This window comes from Streptomyces sp. NPDC006529, assembly GCF_040611795.1.
Taxonomy (GTDB): domain Bacteria; phylum Actinomycetota; class Actinomycetes; order Streptomycetales; family Streptomycetaceae; genus Streptomyces.
The window spans coordinates 13,860-31,689 of the sequence record NZ_JBEXPB010000010.1 but is presented as its reverse complement, the minus strand read 5'-3'; the positions used below and the strand labels follow the sequence as shown (position 1 = coordinate 31,689).

Here is a 17,830-nt window from a genome sequence, read left to right as displayed (position 1 = left end):
GCCCCGGAACGACCGCACGCACACTCCCCAGGCCGCAGACGAAAGGCACGCCAGGAGATGGAAGACCGGGAAATCCTGACGCGGTTCAAGAGCGGCACCCTGGAGCGGCGACGCGCGGTGGCGCTGCTGACGGGCGGCCAGAGTGCCGCCCGCTCCCCGCAGCCCCGCCCCAGCGTCCCCGAACCGTGCGCGGTCATCGCCCTCCAGGGCCACTTCCCCGGCGCCCCCGACCTGACCGCGTTCTGGCACCGCACGCTGACCCCCACCCCACCCCCGACCCACCCCCCGCACCGGGGCCCCGCCCCGGCGGAGGGCGCGGGCGCCGCCGAGGGCACGGGAGCCGCCGAGGCCACGGGTCCGGCTCGGCGCCAGGCCGCTGCTGTTCCGGCCGAAGGCGCGGATCCGGCCGAGGGCACCGACCCGGCCTGGCGCCGGGCAGAGGGCACGGGCCCCGCCTGGAGCGAGGCCGAGGGCACGGGCCGCGCCGAAACCCCGGCGCGCGGCGCGGTCCCCGCCGCACGGACCGCGCCGGCCCCGGCGGCTCCGGGTGCGCCGGGGGCCCCCGGTGCGCCCGGGCTCCCGGCCCGGACCCCGGAGCCCGCGGCCGCAGGCCGCCCCGCACCCCGCCCCGGCCCGCCCGTCGCGAGCGCGACCCTGGCCGCAACGGGCGGGGTGACGGCCACGAGCCCCCCGCGCCTGGCCGCGGTCCCGGGCACGGATCAGCACCCGTACCCCACCCCGGGCGCAGCCACCGGCACGGACCCCACCCCGGCCCGCACACCCGGGCCCTCCGGCCGGACCGCGCCTGACCCGGCCGGAGCCACCGGCCCCGCGCCCCACCCCGCCACGGCGGCAAACGGTCCTACCGAAGCCCCGGCAGCAGAACGAGCGGTGGCCGCCTGGGCCCCGGACCAGGACCCGACCCCGGGTCAGGACCCGACCCTGGCCACCCCGGGCGCAGCCACCCCCGCGGACACGACCCCGGGTCAGGACCCGACCCCGGACCAGGACCCGGCCCGGGGGGCCACCGCCCCCCTCGGGCACTTCCTCGACGGAGTCGACCGCTTCGACCCCGACCTCTTCGGCGTCGATCCCGCCACCGCGGCCCGGCTGGACCCGCAGGAGCGGCTGCTGCTGGAGCGGGCCCGGCAGGTGCTGGAGGGCGCCGGGTGCGCCGGGGCCCGGCTGGACGCCCTCGGGTCCCCCGACGGCGCGACCCCGGCCCGCAGCGTCGGCGTGTACACCGCCGTCACCTCCCACGACTACTCCCTACTGGCCCCCGGCGGGACGTCGCACGGCGACCCGGCCGGCCGGCTCTCCCGGCTGCTGGACCTGCGCGGGCCGAGCCAGAACGTGGACACCGGCGCCTCCTCCTTCCTCACCGCCGTGCACCACGCCCTCGCCGCCCTGCGCGCGGGCGAATGCGCGGCCGCCCTGGTCGGCGCGGCCGAACTGCGCCTGCATCCCGGTCGGCTGGGCCCCGGCGACGGCGAGGGCGTGGTGGCGGTGCTCCTCAAACCGCTGTCCGCCGCCCGCGCCGACGGCGACCGGGTCCAGGCCGTGATCCTGTCCAGCGCGGTCGGCCACCCGGGCGGCGGCCCGGCCGCCCCGCTGGGGGAGCGCCTCGTCCAGCGCGCCCTGGCCACCGCCCGGGTCCCCGCCGCCGACGTCGCCGTGACGGAGGACGCCCGCACCGCGGCGGCCTCCGTCGGCCGCGCAGGGGCCGCCACCGGCGCCGCCGCACTGGCCCGCGCGGTCCTCCAGCTCCGCCACGCCACCCTGCTCCCGACCCCACCCCCCGCCGGAGGCAGCGGCGGCCGCGCCCAGCCCGCCCCCTGGCCCGCCGGCCCGCCCCGCCGCGCCCTGGTCGGCGTACACGAGGACGGCGCACCGCAGGCCGTCCTGCTCCTGGAGCAGGCCCCCGCACCCGACCCCGCCCCGGCCCCCCGGACCGCGGACCCCGCACCCGACCCCCGGCTCGTCCTGCTGTCGGCGCCCACCCCGGCGCACCTCGGCGCCACCGCCGGGGACCTCGCCCAGTGGCTGACCTCCCCCGCCGGCGCGGCCCGCGGCGCGGTCTGCGGCCTCGACGCAGTGGCGGGCGAACTGCGCACCGGCCGGGCCCCGATGGACTGCCGGCTCGCCGTCGTCGCCACCGACGTGCCCGGCCTCGCCGCGGCCCTGGCCGCCTTCGCCGCGGCGAGCGGCCTCCCGGAAGAGGGCGCCCGCCCGGAAGCGGGCGGCCCCCCGTCCGCACCCACCGTCCGCAGCGCCGACCTGCGCGCCGCGGGCGCCCGCGACCCGCTGCTGCTGGGCGCGCTGGACGAGACCCGGGACTACGTCCAGGCCCTCTGGCGGGGCGCCCGGCTCGAACAGCTGGCCCGGCTGTGGCTGGCCGGGGTCGACGTCCTGGTCGCCGACGAGGCCCCCGCGCCCGGCGCGCGCCCCGTCCGCGACCTGCCGCCGACCGCGGCCCGCCCCCGCCCCCACTGGTTCACCACCGCTTCGTATACCGGCGGCGCCGCGCGGGGAGGCCTGCGGTGAGCGGCGGCACGAACCGGCAGCAGCTGGTCGAGGCGGCCGCCGCCCAGGGGCCCACCGCCGAGGCGGTCACCCTGTGGCTGTGCCCCAACGACGAGGTCAGCCCGGCCCTCGCGGGCCTGCTGGCCGGGCACTGGCTGGACGCCCACGAGCACAAGACCGCGGGGAAGTTCCTCTTCGAGCGGGACCGCAGCCAATACCTCATCGCGCACACCCTGGTGCGCCGCGCCCTGTCCCTGGAGGCCGGCCTGGCCGAGGCCGAGCTGGTCATCTGGCGCTCCGCCCGCGGGCGTCCCTTCCTGCGGCCCTCCCCCGACGCCCTGCCGCGCGACGGCGCCCAGCTGGACTTCAACCTCTCCCACGCGGGCGGCTACAACCTGCTCGGCATCGTGCGCCACCAGCGCATCGGCGTGGACGTGGAGCGGATGGACGACCGGGACGCCCAGGCCATCACCACCATCGTGCGCACCTTCGCGCCCGAGGAGCGCGACTGGGTCGACGCACTACCGCCGGGGCGCGAACGCGACCGGCGCGCGCTGCGCGTGTGGACGCTGAAGGAGGCGTACTCCAAGGCCCGCGGCCTGGGGCTCGGACTGCCCTTCGACAGCTTCGTGTTCACGATGGACGACGAGCGCGGCGTGCGCGCCTTCGCCCCGCCCGAGGACGACACGGCCCGCCCCTGGTGGTTCATCGAGCTGGAGCCGGTCCCCGGTGTGCTGGTCGCCGTCGCGGTACCCGCCGGCCCGGGGCAGGACGCGGTGATCCAGCTCAACCACGGCTTCCCCTGGAGCCGCAGCGCCCCGCAGACTTTCCCGCTCCCGGAGCCCGTCGGCGGAATCCCGGCATCCGTTCCCGCGTAACACCCCTCGAATCCTTTGCCGATAATTTGGAAACATTCGCGGATCCTCTCGCACCCCGGAAAGTTGATCTATATCAGCCATCACTTTCCCCCTGAAGATCCTCCAACAGCAGTATCCAGCCCGGGCTGACCTGCAAAAAGGCCGAATGCGGCCGAATCCTCACCTTTCCCGATCCCCTGCCATGGAAAGGCGCTCAAGGACCACTACAGGAAATAGAGAAAGACCTGTGGCCCCCGCTAGCGTGCCTGGAGCGGGGGCAGATTTCTGCCTACCGGATGGAAAAGACAAGGAACTCGACGAGTACGGAGGAGACCGTGAGGATTCAGGTTCTGGGTCCGTTGAGTGCCGAGGTCAACGGGGGATCCATCGTTCCGACCGCGGGTAAACCACGGCAGGTTCTGTCGCTGCTCGCGCTCTATCCGGGGCGCGTCATGCCGGTTCCCACCCTCATGGAGGAGATCTGGGGGACGCAGCCGCCGCAGAGCGCGCTGACCACCTTGCAGACGTACATCCTCCAGTTGCGCAGACGCCTCGGCACGGCGATGGGACCCGACGCGCCCGGCGGTGCCAAGGAGGTCCTGGCGACCCGGCACGGCGGCTACTTGCTGCAGATCCCGGAAGAGAGCGTCGACGTACACGATTACGAGCGCCTGATCCGCGAGGGCCAGGCGGCCTTCGAGACGGGCGACAGCCAGGTCTCGGCGGCCCGCTTCAAGGCCGCGCTGGACCTGTGGCGCGGACCGGCCCTGGTCGACGTGCGCGTCGGGCCGATCCTCGACATCGAGGTGATGCGCCTGGAGGAGAGCCGGCTCGTCACCGTGGAACGGCGGATCGACGCGGACCTGCGCCTCGGCAGGCACGCCGAACTGATCGCCGAACTGACCGAACTGACCGCGCGCCACCCCCAGCACGAGGGACTGCACTCCCAGGTGATGGTCGCGCTCTACCGCTCGGGCCGGCAGGCCTCGGCCCTGGAGGTGTACCGCAGGCTGCGCATGCGGCTGATCGAGGACCTGGGCGTGGAGCCCTCCCCGCAGTTGCAGCGCCTGCACCAGGCGATGCTGTCCGTGGACCCGCAGCTCGACGTCTTCGCCGGGCCCCGGCACACCTCCACCTTCGACCTCTTCGCGGCCTGAGAGCGCCGCCCCGGAGCCACAGGGGGTGTCCGCCCACCAGAGGCGGCCACCCTCTCGAAGGCCTCTCCAGCCCCGGTCCAGCCGCGGCGCGGACAGTGATGGGTCATCACCGGACCGCCGCCTGGAGTGCCGTCCGGAGTCTGGAGGTCGCACGTGCCCATCCTGAGGTACCTGGAGAACCCGCTCGACGACCTGCTGCGGCGGGCCGCCGCACGCGCCGGTGACGCACCGGCCGTCACCACCACCCGCACCACCCTCACCTTCGCCGCGCTCGACCGGGAGGCGGACCGGATCGCGCACGCCGTACGTCGTCTCGCCCCCCGGCCCGGCACCGTGGTCGCGGCCGCCGCGAGCCTGGACGCGGTGTTCCCGGCCGTCTACTACGGCACGATCCGCGGCGGCCGTCCGCTGGCCCTGGTCGACCCGGCGGCCGGTCCGGCCGCCCTGCACGAGATCCTCACCACCACCGGGGCCGAACTCGCCTTCGTGCCCACCGCGCTCGCCGAGCTGCTGGTCGAGCCGGCGGGACGGCTGCCGCGGCTGCGGACGATCGTGGTGACGGACGCCGCCGGCGAGGCGGCCCCCGGCCCGGCGCTCGCCCTCTCCACGGCGCTGGCCGGGGTACCGGACACCCCCGTGCGGACCGGGCCGCCGGTCGACGTGGACGCCGTGGCCTGCTGGCAGTTCACCCCGCACGCCGGGCCGGCAGGCGGCGCGCTGCGGGCGGTCCCCTTCAGCCACCGCAACCTCATCGCGGGCGCGGCCCAGACCGCCATCGCGCAGGGCCTGGACGCCGCTTCGGTCACCCTGAACCACCTGCCGCACTACCACCCCGCCCACCTCGACGCCGCCGTGCACGCGGGCGCCCGGCAGGTGCTGTGCCAGGACCCGGCGCCCTGGGCCGGGATCGCACTGGCCGCCCGGGTGGGCGCGAGCCACTACCACGGCCTCGCGAGCAGGCTGGCCCGGCTGGCCGGCGACCGGCGCTTCGCCCCCGGCCACCCGGACCTGCCCGGCCCGCACCTGCGCGCGGTGCTCTGCGGCGGCACGCCGCTGGAACCGGCGACCGCGCGACGGCTGCGCGACGTGCTGGGCGCGCCGGTCCTCCAGGGGTACGGCCTGAGCGAGGTCTGCACCCTCTCGCACCACCAGACCCCGGGCTCCCGCCCGGACCTGGGCGCGGTCGGCGTCCCCCTGCCGGGCACCGAGTGCCGAGTGGTGACCCCAGCGGGCCGGCAGCCGGTACCGGTGTGGTCGACGGGCGAGGTCGAGATCCGCGGCCCCCAACTGACCCCCGGCCACGCCCCGGACGGCTGGCTCCCCACGGGCGACGCAGGCTACCTGGACGAGGACGGCAGCCTGTACGTAATAAACCGCCCCAGCCCCTCATCCCCCCACCCCTGACCGACGCGCCCCCAGGCCGGACAAACCCGGGCACACGGCGCCTACGCCCGGAGGGCCCGGTCAACCCCAGCCCCGCTACACCCAGCACCCAAAACCCAGCCCTCGCCACATCCAGCCCCGCCGGCGCTTGAGGCGCCGCCGGAGGCCCCCCCACCCGCAGACACCCACCAAAGTCAGCCCCGCCGGCGTTTGAGGCGCCCCCGGAGGGAACAGGCCGAGAAACGGCCCGCACCCGTACCCGCACCCCCACCAGCTACCGACTCGGCGCGGAAGCCGAACCCGGAGCCGGAGCCGAATCCGGAGCCGAATCCGGAGCCGAACCCGGAGCGGAACCCGGAGCGGAACCCGGAGCCGGAGCCGGAGCGGAACCGGACCCCGCCCCCAGCACAAGCGCAAGCGCCCCGGCCGTCCCCTCCGCCCCCGCAACCCCCGTCATCACCACCGTCACCGCCAGATCCCGCACCGGCCCCCCGGCCAGCACCTCCCCCAGCCCCAGCGCCACCCCCGCCCCGGGACCACACCCGCACAGGAACACCCGCCGCCCGGGGCCGAGTACACCCACCAGCTCAGGCGGCACCCCAGCCACACCAGCCCCCGGAGCCTCCCCCGCCACCCCCACCGGCATCCGCACCTCCACCACCCTCTCCACCCCCCGGTACTCCCGCAGGAACCGCTCACCCACCTCCGCCACCACCCCCGGCACCACCACCAGGCAGATCACATCGGCCGACGCCCCGCCCGCCCGCAGGACCCGCACGCCGCCCCGCCGCGGCAACGCCGGACGCGGAGCCACCGCCGGGACCTCGACGTGGGCCAGCAGCGCCAGCGCCTGCCCCACCGTCGTCCCCGGATCCCGATCCGGAGACGGCATCCGAGCCAGCGCCCGCAGCAGACCCACGCACTGCCCGAGCGCCGCCGCCGCTTCCTCGTCGGCCAGCCGCGCCCGGTCGTACACCGCGCTGAGGGCCAGCCCCCCGCCCCGCTCGTGCCGCGCGCTCAGCGCGATCGGCAGGCTGGTCCCGCCACCCGCGGCACGCGGCTCGTCCACGCCGATCCCCTGCGCCTCCAGCTCCGCCCGTACGCCCGGCGGCAGTTCGGGCCGGTGGTCGAAGGAGACGACGGTGTCGGTGAGCCGTTCGCCCTCGCCGCGCCCGATCCACGCCCGGATCCGGTCGCCGGACACCCACGGGTACGCCGCCAGGTCCAGCAGCGCGTCCCGCACCTGCTGGAGCAGCTCGGCCAGCGGCGCCGCCGGATCCACCCGCACCGTCATCGGCAGCGGATGCCCGAGCACCCCGGGGATCCCCGCCGCCCCGGGCAGCGCGATGTCCCGGGGCCCGAGCTGCACCCCGAAGCTCACCCGCCGCGGCCCCGCGGCCCCCGCCGCCCGGTAGAGCAGCAGCGCCCACACCACGTGCAGCGCGCTGCTCTCCCCGGCGCCCCGGGCCGCCGCCCAGGACCGCAGCCCCGAGCTGTAGGGCTCGGCCAGCCGCCCGCGCAGCCGTCCCACACCGCTCTGCCGGGTCTCGGCGCCCCGGCGGCCCACCGCGGTGGCCGCGTGGCGCGGGGGTCCGGTCCGCGTCCACAGTTCGCGCGCGCCCTCGGCGCTCTGCCGGGCCAGCCAGCGGGCGTGGTCGCGCAGGTCCGGGCGGCGCTCCCCGCCGGGCAGCACCCCGCCGGCCAGGTAGGCGCGGTAGAACTCGCGCAGCAGGAGGTGGACGCCGCGCTCGTCGAGCAGCGCCCGGTGGTAGGTCAGCAGGACCCGTACGGGCTCCCCCGGCCGCCCGTGCAGCAGGGTGAGCCGCAGCAGCGGCGGCCGGTCCAGGGCGAAGCCGTGCAGCCGGTCCGCGGCGAGGAGTTCGGGCCAGCCGCTCTCCCCGCGGGCCCGGTGGACGATGTCGACGTCGGCGCGCGGGTGCAGCACGAGCCGGGCCACCGCCGTCCAGTCGAAGGCGGCCCGCAGCACCGCCTCCCGGTCGGCCACCGACTGCCAGGACGCGGCGAAGCGCGCCCGCTCCAGGGGGCCCGACCAGTTCCAGTACAGCTGCTCGATGTGGGGGTCGGGCTCGCCCTGCCGGGTGACCGACTCCCGGAGCAGGTCCCGCTGGTAGTCGGCCAGGGCGAGCGGTTCCCCCGGCCCCGGGTGCGGCCCGAGCAGATCGGCGAGCAGCTCGGCCCCCGGCCCACCACCGGCATCCCCGCCCGTACCGGCTCCCACGCCGCCGTCCGCGTCCGTACCCGTACCCGCGGCAGCGCCCGTACCCGCGCCCCCACTCGGCGCCAGGCGCAGCGTGTGCCGCCCCGGCCCGTGGCACTCCAGCGTGACCCGGAACTCCCGGTGCCGCCCGGCGATCCGCGCGGCGAACAGTTCGGCGTCCGCGTCGTCGCGCAGCCCGTGCACGCCGAAGACGAGCGGGGCGCCGGGCTCCGCCCGACCCGCCTCGCGCACCACGACGAGGACCGGCGGCGGCCCCGCGGGGCCCGGCACGCCGGTCATCCCTGTCCCGGCTTTCCCCCGGCCGCCACCGGGAGCGGGGGGAGACCCGGGCTATCCGACCCGACCGGCACGACGGCCCCCGACCCACGGACGGTGCGCGGGCTGTGCTTCGGCGAGTTCCCTTGCCTTCACGGCGTACGCCTTCCCTTGGCCCCGGCCGGAGGTTACCGGTCCAAAAAGCGTAGTGGGCCCAGCGGTTCGGGGACCCTTTCCTCAAGCGGACCTGCACCGCCGCCCGAACCGGTGTCGACCGGCGGCGGCGCCTGCGGTGCCCGCGCCGCCGGGGCGGCCGGCACCCGCCGGTGCGCCTCGCTGACCAGGTAGCGGTCCTGGACGAGGTGCGTGGCGAAGCTCCAGTTCCCGTCCCCGCCCGACGGGCCGCCCGCGTCCCCGGCCGGCCCGTCGGCCAGCACCGGCCGCGTACCCGCCCCGCCGCCGCGCCCCGGCTCGTACCGGAACCCGAAGCCGGCGAAGCTCCGCCGCATCCCGTGCCCGAGCGCCTTGGTGTACGCCTCCTTCAGCGTCCACATCCGCAGCAGCCGGATCCGGCGCTCCTCTTCGGGCAGGGCGGCCAGTTCCGCGTCCTCAGCCGGGGTGCACACGTGCTCGCGCAGCAGCTCGAAGGAGACGTCCCGGTCCGCGGGTTCCGCGTCCACCCCGATCGGCCCGGTCCGGCTCACCCCGACCACGATCAGCTCGTCGGTGTGCGCCAGGCTCACTTCCAGCTCGCCGCCGAGCCCGCGCAGGACGGGCCGCCCGCCGGGCCGGTAGCCGAGGTCGAGGCTGCCCACGGGTACGTTCAGCGCGCTCGCGGCGGTGTACTTCACGACCAGCCGGGAGACCGCGAAGCGCATCCGCCCGACGGCGGTCGGCCCCTGCCGGTAGCGCGGCCAGTCGTGCCCGAGCAGCGGCCGCAGTCCCGGATCGAGCAGCGCGGCCGTCAGCCACTGGCCCCAGGTGGTGCAGACGACCGCCCGGCCGTCGTCGTCGAGCCGGTCGCCCAGCTCGTCCCACGGCCCGTCCGGCCCGGCGACCGCGAGCGGCAGCGGGCCCGGTCCGCCAGCCGGCGTCACGGCGCTCACCACAGCACCCGGGTCGCGTAGAGGTCGCAGTCGACGCCGAGCCGGTCCCGGGCGTCGAGTTCCGCCCACACCCGCTGCTGCGCCTCGATGTCCGCGGGACCGCCCGGGCCGCCCGGGGCGATGCCCAGGCGCGCGGCGATCCGGGTGGCGGCGAGCAGCGACCAGTGTTCGCCGCCCAGGAACAGGCCCCGCCCGGCGGCCGCTCCCTGCACGCCGAGCACGGCGGCCGCCAGGAGCAGCATGGCCTGCCGGTCGGCCAGCGCCCGCACCGCCGGATCGGCGTGGCCCGCGTGCGCGGCCGCCAGGCACGGTCCGTGCAGCGCGCGCTGCTCGCTCACCAGCCGGCCCGCCACCCGTGCCAGCGCCGCCGTCACCGCCCCGCCGCCCGCGACGGCGGTGGAGAGCCGGGCCGCGGCGCCGGTGAGCGCGCCGACCAGGGTGTCGTCGCTGCCGGGCGCCGGGGGCACGCTGCGGGCGGGCATGGCCTCGCCGAGCCGCAACAGCGCGGCGCCCGTGGTGTCCGCCCGCCGCTCGAAGGCACGGGCCAGCGCGGGCAGTTCCCGTACGAGGTCGCCCTGGTGGGCGGCCACGTCCGCCGGCCCGAGCCCGGCCCGGGGGAGGTCCGCGGCCAGTGCGGCCACCAGCCGCCGCTCCAGGGACCCGGCCGGCCGGCCGCATTCACCGAGTACGAGGTCCAGCTCGTCCAGTACCCCGCCCACCACCAGCGCCGTCGCGTAGCCGGCGGCCGCGCGCACGGCCCGCCCGCCGCCGCCGGGCAGCGCGCTCGCCCGCAGCCCCACCGCCACCAGGCTCTCGCAGGCCAGCAGATCGGCGAAGGCCGCGGCCAGCGGGCCGCGCCACTGCCGCACCGCCGGATCGCGCCGGCCTCCTTCGGAGACCAGCCGCGCCGCCGCGCGCAGCACCGTGCCCGTGGCGGCGGTCAGCGCCGCCGGACCCAGCAGCGCGGCGAACTCCGCGGCCCCCGCGGGCACCGGCTCCTCCCGTTCCAGGGCGGCGGCGGCCAGGGCCCGCGCGCCGTGCGCGTGGCCGAGCGCCAGGTCCCGGCGGAACAGCGGGCGCAGCACCCGCGCGAGGTCGTCGGCCGCGGTGAAGCGCCCGCCGTGCGCCGCCGGCAGGCGCTCGGCCCGCGCCGCGGCCTCCACCGCGGCGTGCTGCGCCCCGTCCCGGCCGCGGACACCCGCGCGCAGGCCGTGGAACCCGTACGGGTTCTCCTCGTCGTAAGGGTCGGAGAGCAGCGCCTCCAGCCGCACCGCGCGCAGCGCCACGTCCACGGTGGGCGCGAGGGCGGCGTAGGGGTGCGCGAGCGCGAAGTACCTTCGGCGGTGCGGGCGTTCGGCGAGCCGAGCACCGGCCGGCCCGGTCACGGGCTCCTCGGTCACCGGCGCCTCGGTCACCGGCTCGGTCACCGCCTCGGTCACCGCCTCGGCGGACCGGGTGGGGGCCATCGGACTGCTCCTTGTCGTCGGTGAGGTCGTCATCGCAGCCTGCGTACGGCGCTCCGGGCGTGCCACGCGGCCAGCTCCAGCACCTCTTCGCTCGCCCGCCCCAGCCAGGCGCGCACGTGGCGGCGGGCCTCGGCGAGGCTCGTCCCCTCGCCCAGCACCCGGCCGACGGCCTCCTCGTCGAGCATCACCTGCTGCGCGCAGACCACGCGGACCCCGTCCTCGTCCGGTACCAGGGACCATTCGCCGCTGAGCGCGGCGATCGGTTCGGGGGTGACCAGCTCCTTGTGGACGATCCGGGCGGCCGAGGGGAAGCACAGCCGCACCGCCCGCGTGGAGACCGTCCGCCCGCCGGGTGCGGCGCAGCTGTCCAGAACGGCGACCTGCACTCCCGGCACGTCCTCGATGACGCTGGACCACTCCACGTGCGGGACGGATTCGCTCCAGTCCCCGATCCGGTAGAGGAAGTCGTAGACCAGCTCGGAGGAGCCGCGGACGTGGACGCTGTCCTCGAAGGAGAACAGCAGCTGGTCCAGCCGCTCCCAGCGTTCGGCGCACTGCTTGAGCCGCGCGAGCTGTGCGTCCAGTTCCGCGTCCCATTCCCGGTGGCTGCGCTCGCTCTCGGCGGCGGGCAGGCCCACGAGGGTGCGGCGCTGGCTCAGGGTCACCAGCGACCGCGTCTCGCCCTTCGGTTCGACCGTCCAGGTGCCGGACACGGGCACGCCGAGGCGGGCGGTGTCCTCCTGCTCGAAGTCGACCGCGCGGGCGTGGGGCCGCAGCACGCGCCGGACGTGGAAGGACCGGACGCGGTCGTCGGCGACGTCCCAGAGCCGCAGCCGTTCGCGCTCGCCGTCGAAGTCCATCCGCTCGACGTGCACGGGGGAGGGCAGCAGGAGGGGCCAGCGCACGGCGTCGGCCAGCAGGCCGTAGACCACGCCGGCCGGAGCGGCCACCCACGCCGTCCGCTCGCTCGCGTGCACACGCTGCGACGACATGAATGCCCCTTTCACCTCTGCGGGTGCCCTCCAGGATGCACACCGCCGCTCGAACCTCCCTCAAGCGGACGGACCGGAGTGCCCCGCCCGGGCGGAGGAGGGGCCCCGCGCACGGGGCCCGCTCAGGCGGAGGCGGCCCGCCCCACCCGGCCGCTCTCGGCCAGCGCATCGGCCAGCATCCGCCAGATCTCGGCGGCCAGGTCGATGTTGGCGTCCTCCTGGGCCTGCTGGGCCAGAGTGCGCAGGCCCTGGATGCCGGCCGGGTCCCCGCCGAGTATCAGCAGCTGGTGGCGGAGCATCTCCAGCCGGACCTGGTCGCGGTACGTCATCCTCGGCGCGTCCCCCGCCAGTTCGCCGAGGAGGGCGCGCGCGTCGTCGTAGCGGGCGGTGGCGAAGGCCAGGTCGGCCTTGAGCGCGGTCAGGTCCTGGCGCAGCGCGGGGGTGCCGACGAAGGCGAGGGCGGCCTCCGCCTCGGCGGCCCGGCGCTGGGCCTGCTCGGGGTCGGCGGGCAGCCGTTGCAGGTGGAGCCGGCCGGCGGCCAGGCGCAGCCGGAGCCACAGCACCAGGTCCTCCTGACTGCTGAAGCGTTCGAGCGCGTCCTCCAGGCAGGCCTGGGCGCCGGGGTAGTCGCCCTGGCGCATCCGGACGGCGGCGGCCGTCCACATGGCCTCCGCCCAGAGGGCGTCCGTACGTCCCTCCACCAGCGCGGTCAGTTCGTCGGCGTGCGCCCGCGCCTCGCCGATGCGGCCGGCCTCGGCCTGGACGGAGATCAGTGCGAGCAGGGCCGTGGCACGGTCCTCCACACCCAGTTTCTCGCCGAGCGCGAGGCGGTGGGCCTCGACGGCGGCGTCGAGGGCCGGGGTGATGTCGCCGAGGGACCGCAGGCAGCGGGCGAGCCGGGTCAGCCCGCGCACGCGCAGCTCGGTGACGCCGACCTCGTCGCCGAGGGCGACGAGCCGGCCGAGCCGTTCGCGCTCGCCGGCGTGGTCGCCCTGGAGCCGGTCGGCCTGGGCGAGCAGCCACAGCGCCTGCCAGCGCAGTACGGGATTCTCGTGGGCCTCGGCGGCCAGGGCCTGGCGCAGCTCCTCGATGGCGTCGCCGGAGCCGGTGGAGGCGGCGAGGGTGAGCGCGTGGGCCAGGGATCCGGTGGCGGGTTCCTCGAAGTCCGCGGGTTCCAGGCCGAGTCGGCCCGCGAGGTAGGCGACGGCCCGCTCGGTGGGCTGGCGCGCGCCGGATTCGAGGCGGGAGAGGTAACCGGTGGACATGCCCTCCCCGGCGAGCGCCGTCTGGGACAGGCCCCGAGCCGTCCTCAACTTCTTCAGGCGGTGTCCGAACGCGGGCTGTCGCAGCATGAGCATCCCTGGGGTGAGCGGGGCAGGAGAGTCGCCGGGAGAACCGCACCGAGCGTAGGCCGCCTGGCAACACGCGGGCAAACCTTTGCCACATCGGGGCGGCTTCTCTCGTCCCGACCTCTCCCGGAGGTCTTCCGTTCCTCGAGCGTTCCTCCAGCGGATCGAGGCAGACTCTCCAGAACCCGGCCCCGCACCCGGCCGGGACCTGCTCTTTTCCGACGCCTGGGGGTCGATGATGAGGCCATCGGTGTGCGCACCACGCGCGGCCGTTCCGGCTGCCGCCTTTCCGCACATCGCAGACGACCCCGTCGACCCGCCCCAGGACCTCCAGTCGGACGACGACATCGGCTGGCCCAAACGCTGACGCCGCACGGCCGGCGACGGAGGCGCCGTGCCGCTGCTGATCCGAATCGCCGGAACCCATGCGTCCCGTGCGCAGCCGGAAGCCGACGATCACGAAACAGCGGTCGCGTCCGAGGACCGCCGCCTACTGAAGCAGCCAGTACACACCCTCGCCAAGCAGAACCAACAACTCCAGCCCCGCCGGCGTTTGAGGCCCCACCCACCCGCACCCCCTGAACGAACCCCGGCCCCCGAACCCCAGGCCGACTCGACTCACCGAACTCCCTCGCCCCCTCGGCCCCCCTCAAGCTTCCAGGGCCTCCCAGCCCCAAGCCCTCTCGGCCCCGGCCCCCGGGCCGCTCGGCCGATGGGCCCCCAGGCCTTTCGGTTCAGCCGGGCCACCCGCCCCAGCGAGCAATTCCAGCCCCGCCGGCGTTTGAGGCGCCGCCAGAGGCCCCACCAACCCGCACCCCCTGAACGAACCCCCCGACTCCCAAACCCCAGGGCCGACTCGGACTCGCCGAACTCCCTCGCACCGTTGGCCCTTCTCAAGTTCCCAGGGCCTCCCCAGCCCCCAAGCCCTCTCGACCCCCAGCCCCCGGGCCGCTCGGCCCAACTCCCGGGCCGTTCGGCCGATGGGCCCCCAGACCTTTCGGTTCAACCGGGCCACCCGGCCCAGCGAGCAATTCCAGCCCCGCCGGCGTTTGAGGCGCCGCCAGAGGCCCCACCAACCCGCACGCTCCTGAACGAACCCCCGAACCCCGAACCCCAGGGCCGACTCGGACTCACCGAACTCCCTCGGTCCCCTCGGTCCCCTCGGTCCCGTCAAGCTTCCAGGGCCTCCCCAGCCCCCAAGTCTCTCGGCCCCCAGCCCCGGGCCGCTCGGCCCAGCCCCCGGCGGCTCCGCCCCATGGGCGCCCCAGACCCTTCGGTTCAGCCGAGCCACCCGGCCCAGCCAGCAATCACAGCCCCGCCGGCGTTTGAGGCGCCGCCGGAGGCAACACCACCGCCACCCCCAGCCCCCACCTCAAGCAATCCCCCAGCCCACCTGGACCCACTCCCAGCCTCCCACCCCGCCCCCCTTTGCCACCGACGACCACCTCACCCGACCCTCCGCACCCCACCCCTCGCCGAACCCCCGGAATCCCCGGAATCCCCGGAGCCCCCCGAAGCCTCGCGCCCCAAGCCCGGCACCGCCGCAACCGCACCCCCGGTACCCGCCCCGGCACCCACTTCCCCGACCCGACCCCCGCCACCCACCACAGCCCCCGCCCCACCGGCCCCACCGGCCCCACCGGCACCAGCCCCACCACCGGCACCGCCCCCATCCCCCAACACCCCCAGCGGAGCAACGGCCCCCGCCAACTCCCCCTCCGTCAGCTCACGCCCACCCCCCGCCGCATACCCGTCCGGCCGGACCAACAGCCAGCCCCCCGCCGCCAGCCCCAACGCCCCCCGCAACCCCCACCGGGATCCACCAACACCCTCGGCCCCGGCCCGGACCCCAAACCCACCCGCCGCGCCACACCCGCACCCATCCCCACCCCCCGCGACCACCCCTCCCCCACCACCGCCCGCACCGACAACCACCCCGCATGCCGGGCCGCCGCCGCCCGCGCCACCTCAGCGGCCTCACCCGTGCCCTCCGGTACGTACAGCAACGACCACCGCACATCCCGCAGTTCCCCCCGAAGCCCCTCCGCGAAGACCCGCGCACCGCCGCCCAGCCCCCCGGGCCGCCCCCCATACGAAGGCCCAAGCCCCGCCACACCACCACTCACGCCACCACCACTCACACCACCACCACCCGCACCAGCGCCCCCCACACCACCACCCACCCCACCAAGGAGGCCCCCCACCAGCTCCCCCAGCACCCGCCGCCCAATAACCCGCTGCAACAACCCACGACCACCCCCGCCCCCAACCCCCCGCACGGCACCCACACCCACACCCACGCCACCCACCACACCCACAACAGCCGGCAACGCCACCCCCGCCAAGGCATTCGTGACCTGCGCCAACGCCTCAGTCCGCCAAGCCTCAGTCCGCCAAGCCCCCGTCAGCCACGCCGCAGTCCGCCAACCCCCTGCCCGCCCTGCCGCCCCGAGCAGCGCTCGCGCCACCGGCACCCGCTCCTCCTCGTACGTCCCCAGCAACTCCCGCCCCACCCAGCCCTGTTCGACCATGGCCAGTTTCCACGCCAGGTTGTACGCGTCCTGCACCCCGGTGTTCAGCCCGTGCCCGGACGCGGGCCCGTACACGTGCGCCGCGTCCCCCGCGACGAAGCACCGCCCCTGCCCCATCCGCGTGGCGACCGACACCCGGAAGGTCTGCACGGCGCTCCACAGCGGCGCGCCCACCCGGACCTCGCGCCCCAGCCCGGCCGACAGTTTCGCGGCCAGCCGCAGTTCCACCGGGCGCCCGTCCCGGGCCCGGTCGGCGGGTGCCGAGTCCAGCAGCCGCCAGTACCCGGCGCGCCGGTGGGGAAGCATCAGCAGCACCTGCCCACCGGTGTGCACCCAGTGCACACCGTCCTGCACCGGCCCGCCCCACCCGGCAGCCGCCGACCCGCCCCCCGGCACCCCCGCCGACCCCCCGCCCGACCCCTCCCCCTCCGACTCCTCCTCCGACTCCCCCGCCGCGCCCGCGTCCCCGCTCCCCGCCCAGCACACCGCCGCGTCCGCCACCTCCCACGTCTCGTGCGCCCCGACCGCCTCCGGCAGCCGCAATCGCGCCCGAACCGTGCTCCGCGCTCCGTCGCACCCGACCAGCCAGGGCACGGCGCAGACCTCCCGCCGCCCGCCCGGGTGCTCCAGGTACGCCCGTACGCCGTCCTCGTCCTGGTCGAAGGAGGTCAGCCGCACCCCCCACTCCACCCGCACCCCGAGCCGCGCGACGGCCTTGCGCAGCACGCCCTCGGTACGGGCCTGCTCGATGACGAGCGCACAGGGGTAGCGCGTGGGCGCCGAGGCGTGCGCGGCGTCGAGCCGCAGCGACCGGCCGCCGCCCGCGGTCATCGTGAACGCCCGGTTGCGGCGGCCCTGTTCCAGTAGGGGACCCACCACGCCCATCTGGTCGAAGACCTCCAGGGTCCGCGGATGCACCACGACCACCCCGGCCCCGCGCCCGCCGCCCCCCGCACGCCGCGGCCCGGGTGCCGCGTCGACCACCCGGACCGGAATTCCCCTGCGGGCCAGTTCGTGCGCGGCGGTCAGTCCCACCGGCCCGGCTCCGACGATCAGTACCCGTACGCCCACTCGTACGCCTACCCGTGCGCCCGTTCCACTGCTTCGCGGCATGACGCCGCCCCCTCCCCGTGGGCCGTCGACCCGCTTCCGCGTCGGTGGCGCACCCGGTCCGCGCGGGCGCACCAGTGCTGCGGGCGTATTCACGGCGTTCCATCCTCGACGCCGCCGCTCGCGAACCGCCGGACACCCCCTGGAGTCCGCACCCCCACCGGCCCCCCGACAGCCGGCGCCAAACAGGCCGTCCCAACTCAACCAGCCCCCACCCTGCAGACACCCACGGGTCACCCACCCCCGCGGGTCGTCCCCCGCCACGCAGATGTGATCCCATGATCATATGAAGACGACCCCAAGGACCCTCTACCTCTTCTGCTCCGCCGCCCCGCCCGTCTTCGACGTGGCCCACGTGATCGAAGACGCGCAGGCGCGCGGCTGGGACGTGTGCCTCGGCCTGACCCCCACCGCCGCCCACTGGGTGGCCGGGAGCCTCGACGGGCTGGCGGCGCTGACCGGGCACGCCGTGCGCTGGCAGTACAAGCTGCCCGGCGAGCCGGACGTCTGGCCCGCCGCGGACGCCCTGCTCTTCGCCCCCGCCACCTTCAACTCGGTCAACGCCTGGGCCCTCGGCCTCACCGACCGTTTCGTGGCCGGTTCGGCCGCCGAGGCGGTCGGCCAGGGCAAGCCCGTCGTCGCCGTGCCGTGCCTGAACGCCGCCCTGGCCGCCCACCCGCAGTTCGACCAGAGCGTGGCCGTCCTGCGCGGAGCGGGCGTCGAATTCCTCTACGGGGAGGGCGGTTTCATCCCCGGCCCGGCGGGCCCGGACGCCCCCGACCACTTCCCCTGGGCCGCAGCCCTGGACGCCGTGGACCGCCGCGTCGCCGCCCAAGGCGGCGCGGCCGCCTGAGGCCACCGC

11 protein-coding genes are annotated in these 17,830 nt (G+C 76.4%); 5 read left to right on the top strand and 6 right to left on the bottom strand.

The features are described 5' to 3' along the window. Positions 1-57: 57 nt before the first annotated feature. From ABZY31_RS10725 to ABZY31_RS10710, 4 genes are all read left to right on the top strand, one after another. Positions 58-2,544 (top strand): beta-ketoacyl synthase N-terminal-like domain-containing protein, encoded by a 2,487-nt coding sequence (locus ABZY31_RS10725; protein ID WP_356407366.1) that lies wholly within the window; start codon positions 58-60, stop codon positions 2,542-2,544. Continuing rightward, positions 2,541-3,401 carry a 4'-phosphopantetheinyl transferase superfamily protein gene (locus tag ABZY31_RS10720; protein WP_356407363.1) on the top strand — a complete coding sequence of 287 codons (861 nt, stop codon included), beginning with the start codon at positions 2,541-2,543 and terminating at the stop codon, positions 3,399-3,401. Before ABZY31_RS10725 ends, ABZY31_RS10720 begins: the two co-directional genes overlap by 4 nt. Before the next feature lie 314 nt (positions 3,402-3,715). After that, positions 3,716-4,537 (top strand): AfsR/SARP family transcriptional regulator, encoded by an 822-nt coding sequence (locus ABZY31_RS10715; protein WP_356407360.1) that lies wholly within the window; start codon positions 3,716-3,718, stop codon positions 4,535-4,537. A gap of 153 nt (positions 4,538-4,690) precedes the next feature. Then, positions 4,691-5,941, top strand: a complete 1,251-nt coding sequence (locus tag ABZY31_RS10710) for an AMP-binding protein (protein ID WP_356407357.1) — start codon at positions 4,691-4,693, stop codon at positions 5,939-5,941. Between the two features lie 253 nt (positions 5,942-6,194). Here ABZY31_RS10710 and ABZY31_RS10705 read toward each other — a convergent pair whose 3' ends face one another. The 6 genes from ABZY31_RS10705 to ABZY31_RS10680 all read right to left on the bottom strand — a co-directional run bounded on the left by ABZY31_RS10705 (position 6,195) and on the right by ABZY31_RS10680 (position 16,971). Continuing rightward, a complete protein-coding gene (locus ABZY31_RS10705) occupies positions 6,195-8,429 on the bottom strand; it encodes a condensation domain-containing protein (RefSeq protein ID WP_356407354.1) in 2,235 nt (744 codons plus the stop codon). A 173-nt stretch (positions 8,430-8,602) separates the two neighbouring features. Next, a complete protein-coding gene (locus tag ABZY31_RS10700; protein WP_356407352.1) occupies positions 8,603-9,520 on the bottom strand; it encodes a 4'-phosphopantetheinyl transferase superfamily protein in 918 nt (305 codons plus the stop codon). Next, positions 9,517-10,986, bottom strand: a complete 1,470-nt coding sequence (locus ABZY31_RS10695; RefSeq protein ID WP_356407350.1) for a hypothetical protein — start codon at positions 10,984-10,986, stop codon at positions 9,517-9,519. Before ABZY31_RS10695 ends, ABZY31_RS10700 begins: the two co-directional genes overlap by 4 nt. Positions 10,987-11,015: 29 nt before the next feature. Further along, positions 11,016-11,978 carry an SRPBCC family protein gene (locus ABZY31_RS10690; protein WP_356407347.1) on the bottom strand — a complete coding sequence of 321 codons (963 nt, stop codon included), beginning with the start codon at positions 11,976-11,978 and terminating at the stop codon, positions 11,016-11,018. 122 nt (positions 11,979-12,100) lie between these two features. Then, complete coding sequence (locus ABZY31_RS10685) at positions 12,101-13,330, bottom strand: helix-turn-helix transcriptional regulator (protein WP_356407345.1); 1,230 nt, start codon at positions 13,328-13,330, stop codon at positions 12,101-12,103. A 1,718-nt stretch (positions 13,331-15,048) separates the two neighbouring features. After that, on the bottom strand, positions 15,049-16,971 hold the full coding sequence (locus tag ABZY31_RS10680) for an FAD-dependent monooxygenase (protein ID WP_356407342.1): 1,923 nt from the start codon (positions 16,969-16,971) through the stop codon (positions 15,049-15,051). 283 nt (positions 16,972-17,254) lie between these two features. On the opposite strand from ABZY31_RS10680, the gene ABZY31_RS10675 reads away from it, so the two are divergent. Beyond that, a complete protein-coding gene (locus ABZY31_RS10675) occupies positions 17,255-17,821 on the top strand; it encodes a flavoprotein (protein ID WP_356407339.1) in 567 nt (188 codons plus the stop codon). The last annotated feature ends 9 nt before the right edge of the window (positions 17,822-17,830 follow it).